This window comes from uncultured Roseicyclus sp., assembly GCF_937892565.1.
Taxonomy (GTDB): domain Bacteria; phylum Pseudomonadota; class Alphaproteobacteria; order Rhodobacterales; family Rhodobacteraceae; genus Roseicyclus.
On sequence record NZ_CALAHQ010000056.1, the window covers coordinates 43,804 to 50,011 of the forward strand.

Below are 6,208 nucleotides of genomic sequence, written 5' to 3' on the forward strand. Positions count from 1 at the left end.
TGACTCAGGCCTCCTCGGCGATCTGGGCGACATCATCGCGCTTGGGCAGGATGTCGGCCACTTTCTTGCCACGACGCGCCGCCACCTGACGCGGGGAGGTTTCGTTGCGAAGACCATCCAGCGTTGCGCGGATCATGTTGTAGGCGTTTTGCGAGCCGGTCGATTTCGCGACCACATCCTTGACGCCCAGCATTTCGAACACGGCGCGCATCGGGCCGCCGGCGATGATGCCGGTGCCTTCGGGCGCGGTGCGCATCACCACATGGCCTGCGCCATGATGGCCCTGTGCGTCATGGTGCAGCGTGCGACCTTCCTTCAGGGGCACGCGGATCAGCTGGCGGCGCGCCTGTTCGGTGGCCTTGCGGATGGCCTCGGGCACTTCTTTCGCCTTGCCCTTGCCAAAGCCCACGCGACCGCGCTGGTCGCCGACAACGACAAGTGCCGCAAAGCCAAAGCGCTTGCCGCCCTTTACGGTTTTGGAAACGCGGTTGATGGCAACCAGACGTTCTGCAAATTCCGGGGTTTCCTCGCGCTCTTCGCGGCGGCGTCCCCGGCGTTGATCACCGCGCTGATCGCGCTGTTCACGTTCTGCCATGTGATGGCGTCCTTTTTGTCGGTGACGCCCGGAGGCGCCGGTTTGATCGACCGCGGTCAGGGGGCGATGCCCCCTGCCCGGTCATCGAGGCAGCATTTGCTGCCTTCGCCTGTTGTCTGGCATCGTCGCGGGATGGACCCGCCAGATTGCCACGCAGCCCATGGTGGGTGACACCCACCATCGGCTCAGAACTTCAGCCCACCCTCGCGCGCGGCGTCGGCCAAAGCCTTGACCTTGCCGTGGAACAGGAAACCGCCGCGGTCGAAGTAGACTTCTTCCACACCGGCTTTCCTGGCGCGCTCGGCAATCGCGGCGCCCACCTTTGCGGCGGCCTCCACGTTGTTCTTGCCCACAACGCCCAGTTCCTTTTCCAGCGAAGAGGCGGCGGCCAGCGTCACCCCGTTCGCGTCGTCGATCAACTGGACGCTGATGTTCTTGTTCGACCGATGCACGGACAGGCGCAAACGCCCATTCGCCATCGCGCGCAATTTGTTCCGGTTGCGCAGGCGGCGCTTCTGGAACAGGTCTCTTGTGCTCAGTGCCATGTGCGTCGCCCTTACTTCTTCTTGCCTTCCTTGCGGAAGATATACTCGCCCTTGTAGCGAATGCCTTTGCCTTTGTAGGGCTCGGGCGCGCGCCACTCGCGGATGTTGGCGGCCACCTGGCCCACCAGCTGCTGGTCAATGCCTTCGACGATGATTTCCGTGTTCTTGGGGGTCGTGACCGTCACGCCCGCCGGAACGTCGAAATCGACATCATGGCTATATCCCAAAGCAAGCTTGAGCACGGCGCCCTGTGCGTTGGCGCGGTAACCCACACCCTGGATTTCCAGCTCGCGCTTGAAGCCCGTGCTGACGCCGGTCACCAGATTGGCAACCATGGAGCGCGACATGCCCCATTGCTGACGGGCGCGCTTGGACTTGCCGCGCGGAATGACCGACACGGCGTTGTCGGCGAGCGTCAGGGTGACGTCGTCGGTTGCGGTAAAGGTGCGGGTGCCCTTGGGCCCTGTCACCTCGATGGTCTGACCCGAGACGGAGGCGGACACCCCCGACGGCAGTCCGACCGGTTTTTTCCCAATACGAGACATGAGCCGTTCCTCCTCAGAACACGGTGCAGAGCACTTCGCCGCCGACATTGTGCGCGCGGGCGGAGGCATCGGTCATCACGCCCTTGGACGTGGAGACGATGGAAACGCCCAGGCCCTGACGGACCTGCGGAATGTCGTCCACGCCCAGATAGACGCGACGGCCGGGTTTCGACACACGCTTGAGTTCGCGGATGACCGGGGTGCCTTCGTAATACTTCAGGCTGATTTCGAAGGCCGGGTGGCCGTTCACATCGGTCGCGGACTCATAGCCACGGATATACCCCTCGGATGCCAGCACATCGAGCACGCGGGCGCGCTGTTTGGAGGCGGGGGTCATGACGGTGGACTTTCCACGCATCTGCGAGTTGCGGATGCGGGTCAGCATATCGCCGATAGGATCATTCATCGGGCGCTCTCCTTACCAGCTCGACTTGACCATGCCGGGGATCTGACCCATCGAGGCCAGATCGCGCAGCATGATCCGCGACATTTTCAGCTTGCGGTAGTAGGCCTTGGGCCGACCGGTGAGCTGGCAGCGGTTGTGAAGCCGTGTGGGCGAAGAATTGCGCGGCAGCTTCGCCAGTTTCAGGCGGGCCTTGAAGCGCTCTTCCATCGGCTTGTGTTCATCGGTTGCGATCTCTTTCAGCGCCGCGCGCTTGGCGGCGAAACGCGCCACCAGCTTTTGACGCTTGAGTTCGCGGTTCACCATGGAAACTTTGGCCATGTGTCTCTCTCCCTCTTGCGTCAGGCGTTAAAAGGCATGTTGAAGTGCTTGAGCAGCGCCTTCGCTTCGGCATCGGACTTTGCAGTCGTGACGATAACGATGTCGAGGCCCCAGACTTCATCGACCTTGTCAAAGTTGATCTCGGGGAACACGATGTGTTCCTTGATCCCCATCGCAAAGTTGCCGCGCCCGTCAAAGGCGGGCTTTACGCCGCGAAAGTCGCGGATGCGTGGCATCGCAACGGTGATCAGGCGGTCCATGAAGTCATACATGCGGTCGCCGCGCACCGTGACCTTGGCGCCCAGCGTCATGCCCTCACGAACCCGAAAGCCCGCGATGGAATTCTTGGCGATGGTTGCCACAGCCCTTTGGCCAGCGATGGTGGACAGATCCTCGACGGCGGATTTGGCCTTTTTCGAGTCACGCACGGATTCCGCACCGCAGCCAATATTGAGAACGATCTTCTCAAGGCGCGGGATCTGCATGTCGTTGGAATACCCGAATTCCGACTTCAGCGCGGGTTTGATGACCTCGCGGAAATGGGCCTTGAGGCGTGGGGTGTAAGTTGCGGTATCAAGCATCGATCACGTCCCCCGTGGTCTTGGCGACACGCAGCTTCTTGCCGTCTTCGATCTTGAAGCCGACGCGCGTGGGCTTGCCGTTCTTGTCCAGGAGCGACAGGTTCGACAGGTCGATCGGCATCGCTTGCGGGATGCGGCCGCCCTGGGTGCTGGCGCTTTGCTTGGTGTGGCGGATGGCGATGTTCACGCCGTCCACGATGGCCTTGCCGTCCTTGGGCATGACAGAGGTGATCTCACCCGTCTTGCCCTTGTCCTTGCCGGCCAGCACGACGACCTTGTCGCCCTTTTTCAGCTTTGCAGCCATCACAGCACCTCCGGCGCGAGCGAGATGATCTTCATGAAGTTCTTCGCGCGCAACTCGCGAACCACCGGCCCGAAGATACGGGTGCCGACGGGTTCGTTGTTGTTGTTGAGGATAACAGCGGCGTTGCGATCAAAGCGGATGGAGGTTCCGTCCTCGCGACGCACTTCCTTGGCGGTGCGAACGACAACGGCCTTGCGGACATCGCCCTTTTTCACGCGCCCGCGCGGAATGGCCTCTTTCACCGACACCACGATGATGTCGCCGACCGAGGCATACCGGCGGTGCGAGCCGCCCAGAACCTTGATGCACTGAACCTTCCGGGCACCGGAATTGTCAGCCACATCCAGATTGGTCTGCATCTGGATCATTTGGTTTCTCCCGACGTCCGGGGTCGCCAGTTACGGACATTGACCCCGGGGTTTCGATCAAACTGAACTGTGCAGGGTCGCGTCAGACGCGGTCCAACACCTCCCAGCGCTTGGTTTTCGACTTGGGCGCGCATTCCTGAATGCGAACGGTGTCACCCACGTTGAACTGGTTGTTCTCGTCATGCGCCCGGTATTTCTTGGATTTCCGGATCGTCTTGGCAAGAACGGGATGCTTGAAGCGACGCTCGACCGACACGGTGACGGTCTGGGCATTGGCGTTCGAGGTCACGGTGCCTTGCAGGATACGTTTGGGCATCAGTTGGCCTCCCCTGCTGCGGCTGCGGCTTTCTCGTTCAGGATGGTCTTCACGCGGGCGGCGTCACGCTTGACGACACGCATGCGCGCGGTGTTTTCAAGCTGGCCGGTGGCCTGCTGAAACCGGAGGTTGAAGGCCTCTTTCTTGAGCTGGACAAGCTGGTCACGCAGCTGATCCGGCGTCTTCTCGCGAAGTTCGCTGGCGTTCATCGCCTTGGTCCTTTCAACATCACGGGGACGCCCCTGTGGACAGGGTCACGCCGATTCCCGTGGAGTTCGGTGAATAGAGGGCGCGTATAGGCGCAAAGCCCCGCATCCGCAACCCCATATTCCTTGCCATGCGCGGACAGGCGGTGTATACAAACGTATATCCTCGGGAGAAAAGCATGATCGAGTCCAAGATCCGCAAGGTGGGCAATTCCGCCGTGATGACCCTGACAGCCGAGATGCTGGCCATCCTCGACGCCAAGGAGGGCGATACCCTTTACGTCGTTCGCGGGGATGATGGGTCGCTGCGCATCATGGCCAATGATCCCGCGCTGGCCGCTGCGCTGACGGCGGGTGAGGCCGTGATGGACGAAAACCGCGACCTGCTTCAGGCGCTGGCGTGAGCATACCTATCTGGGTGCCGCTCCGCGCCGTCATCAGCTTTCACGACCGACAGATCGCCCGCCATGGCGGTGCGTCTGGCATGCGTGATCTGACCCTGCTCGAGGCGGCCTGCGCCCGCCCGCTGAACCGCGCAGCCTATGGCGAGACCGACCTGCATGTTCTGGCGGCCGCTTACGCTTTCGGCATTTGCAAGGCGCATGCCTTTGTTGACGGGAACAAGCGGACGGCCTTTGTTGCGACGCTGACCTTCCTGCGCCTGAACGGGCTACAGATGCAGCCCGACCCGGCGGATGGCGTGCGGATGATGGAAGATCTGGCCGCGGACAAGGTGACAGAGGCGGCGTTTGCGGTCTGGCTGGCAGCACTGACGCGACCGGTCTGATCACCCCCACTTGTAGTTGAAGCTCACGCTGACCCGGTCATCTTCGTCCATGTTCATCGGCACCTCGTGGCGCAGCCAGCTTTCCCACAAGAGCACGTCACCCGCGACCGGGCCGGGGTAGATGAAGGCGCGGAGTTCCTCGCGCGCGTCTTTCTTGCGATTGGGGGCGGCCATCATCATCGCATGGCGCGGATCCTCCAGCTTGATCGACCGCGCGCCGGGGGGCACCTGCACAACACCTGCGCGGCACAAAAGCCGACCGGAAAGCGTGAGCGTTGACTTTAAGCTTTACGCATCGCAGCGTAGCGCAGCGTGTCGGAGGCGTAACGATGTCTGTCGTGCTGTTGCTGTTGCTGGGCGTCACTGCCACATTTGCCCTATCGGGGCTTTTTGACGATCCAGAGCCGGCCACCGAACCGGCGGCCGACGAGGATTTCAGCGAAATCTGTTGCAGCGAGTTTGAAGACTGCGCAGAGATCGATGAGATCATCATGGGCGATGATGGTGACGACTACTTCTGCGGCTGCTCATCGAGTGGCCCGGCCGCCACGATCGACGGCGGCGGCGGCAACGACACGCTGGACGCCAACTTTTCTAATAACATCGTTCTTCGCGGCGGCGATGGTGATGACGTGTTGATAAGCAGGGGCACAAGCTACCAAGGCACGAATTATTTCATCGATATGGATGGCGGCGCGGGTGACGACAGGCTCATCCAACAGGTCGATTTGTTCTCCATTTGGTTCAGGAGCGACGGCGGCGAACTCGACAATTATGGCAGCCGTATGACCGGGGGCGCTGGCGCGGACCAGTTCGAGATCGCAATGATCGAGCGCGAGCCATTGTACCCCATGACTGAAGACATGAACTTGATAGATGCGGCCACGATCAGGGATTTCGAAGCGGGTATCGACACAATCATCGTTGACCTGTCCGGCTTGAGTGGCCACGTCGCCGAAAGCGCTTACATGATTGAAAGAAACATTTCCGACAGAACCGACACCGAAATCTGGATCCGGATGATTGCGGTATCTCCCGACATCAGTGTGCCTTATTGCGACATACTGATCACCGTATCTAATACGAGCGGGCTTAGCTGGGACAACGTGGCCTTCGTCGGAGGGGGCGCGCCGACATTGACGGGCATGGCGTAACGGGGCGAAACCGGCCCCTCACGCCCAGTTGTAGTTGAAGCTCACGCTGACCCGGTCATCTTCGTCCATGTTCATCGGCACCT

Annotated in this window: 13 protein-coding genes and 1 pseudogene; 3 read left to right on the forward strand and 11 right to left on the reverse strand. The window is 61.3% G+C overall.

The window, feature by feature from the left end; all coding sequences use genetic code 11:
• Positions 1 to 4: 4 nt before the first annotated feature.
• From rpsE to rpmC, 10 genes are all read right to left on the reverse strand, one after another.
• The gene (gene rpsE, locus Q0094_RS07445) at positions 5 to 595 is read right to left on the reverse strand and encodes a 30S ribosomal protein S5 (RefSeq protein ID WP_297617136.1); all 591 of its coding nucleotides are present in this window, start codon (positions 593 to 595) and stop codon (positions 5 to 7) included.
• A 185-nt stretch (positions 596 to 780) separates the two neighbouring features.
• Complete coding sequence (gene rplR, locus Q0094_RS07450; protein ID WP_297617139.1) at positions 781 to 1,140, reverse strand: 50S ribosomal protein L18; 360 nt, start codon at positions 1,138 to 1,140, stop codon at positions 781 to 783.
• Positions 1,141 to 1,151: 11 nt separating this feature from the next.
• Positions 1,152 to 1,685, reverse strand: coding sequence for a 50S ribosomal protein L6 (gene rplF, locus Q0094_RS07455; protein ID WP_297617184.1), 534 nt, complete (start codon positions 1,683 to 1,685; stop codon positions 1,152 to 1,154).
• Between the two features lie 13 nt (positions 1,686 to 1,698).
• Positions 1,699 to 2,091: a 30S ribosomal protein S8 gene (rpsH, locus tag Q0094_RS07460; protein ID WP_297617142.1), complete on the reverse strand. Its 393-nt coding sequence runs from the start codon at positions 2,089 to 2,091 to the stop codon at positions 1,699 to 1,701.
• Between the two features lie 12 nt (positions 2,092 to 2,103).
• Positions 2,104 to 2,409, reverse strand: coding sequence for a 30S ribosomal protein S14 (gene rpsN, locus Q0094_RS07465; protein WP_297617147.1), 306 nt, complete (start codon positions 2,407 to 2,409; stop codon positions 2,104 to 2,106).
• A 20-nt stretch (positions 2,410 to 2,429) separates the two neighbouring features.
• Positions 2,430 to 2,990: a 50S ribosomal protein L5 gene (gene rplE / locus Q0094_RS07470; protein WP_297617150.1), complete on the reverse strand. Its 561-nt coding sequence runs from the start codon at positions 2,988 to 2,990 to the stop codon at positions 2,430 to 2,432.
• Positions 2,983 to 3,294 carry a 50S ribosomal protein L24 gene (gene rplX, locus Q0094_RS07475; RefSeq protein WP_297617153.1) on the reverse strand — a complete coding sequence of 104 codons (312 nt, stop codon included), beginning with the start codon at positions 3,292 to 3,294 and terminating at the stop codon, positions 2,983 to 2,985. The genes rplE and rplX overlap by 8 nt, the downstream gene beginning before the upstream one ends.
• The gene (gene rplN, locus Q0094_RS07480) at positions 3,294 to 3,662 is read right to left on the reverse strand and encodes a 50S ribosomal protein L14 (protein ID WP_297617155.1); all 369 of its coding nucleotides are present in this window, start codon (positions 3,660 to 3,662) and stop codon (positions 3,294 to 3,296) included. The genes rplX and rplN overlap by 1 nt, the downstream gene beginning before the upstream one ends.
• A gap of 82 nt (positions 3,663 to 3,744) precedes the next feature.
• Positions 3,745 to 3,978, reverse strand: coding sequence for a 30S ribosomal protein S17 (rpsQ, locus tag Q0094_RS07485; RefSeq protein WP_297617158.1), 234 nt, complete (start codon positions 3,976 to 3,978; stop codon positions 3,745 to 3,747).
• Positions 3,978 to 4,187 carry a 50S ribosomal protein L29 gene (gene rpmC, locus Q0094_RS07490; protein ID WP_278030005.1) on the reverse strand — a complete coding sequence of 70 codons (210 nt, stop codon included), beginning with the start codon at positions 4,185 to 4,187 and terminating at the stop codon, positions 3,978 to 3,980. The genes rpsQ and rpmC overlap by 1 nt, the downstream gene beginning before the upstream one ends.
• 176 nt (positions 4,188 to 4,363) lie before the next feature.
• Here rpmC and Q0094_RS07495 point away from each other — a divergent pair, with 176 nt between their 5' ends.
• On the forward strand, positions 4,364 to 4,588 hold the full coding sequence (locus Q0094_RS07495; RefSeq protein WP_297617166.1) for a transcriptional regulator/antitoxin MazE: 225 nt from the start codon (positions 4,364 to 4,366) through the stop codon (positions 4,586 to 4,588).
• Positions 4,585 to 4,971: a type II toxin-antitoxin system death-on-curing family toxin gene (locus tag Q0094_RS07500; protein WP_297617169.1), complete on the forward strand. Its 387-nt coding sequence runs from the start codon at positions 4,585 to 4,587 to the stop codon at positions 4,969 to 4,971. The genes Q0094_RS07495 and Q0094_RS07500 overlap by 4 nt, the downstream gene beginning before the upstream one ends.
• On the opposite strand, the pseudogene Q0094_RS07505 reads toward Q0094_RS07500, so the two are convergent.
• Positions 4,972 to 5,205: pseudogene (locus Q0094_RS07505) on the reverse strand (TIGR02466 family protein); the annotation flags it as partial.
• Between the two features lie 95 nt (positions 5,206 to 5,300).
• Here Q0094_RS07505 and Q0094_RS07510 point away from each other — a divergent pair.
• Positions 5,301 to 6,125 carry a hypothetical protein gene (locus Q0094_RS07510; RefSeq protein ID WP_297617172.1) on the forward strand — a complete coding sequence of 275 codons (825 nt, stop codon included), beginning with the start codon at positions 5,301 to 5,303 and terminating at the stop codon, positions 6,123 to 6,125.
• Positions 6,126 to 6,208: the final 83 nt, after the last annotated feature.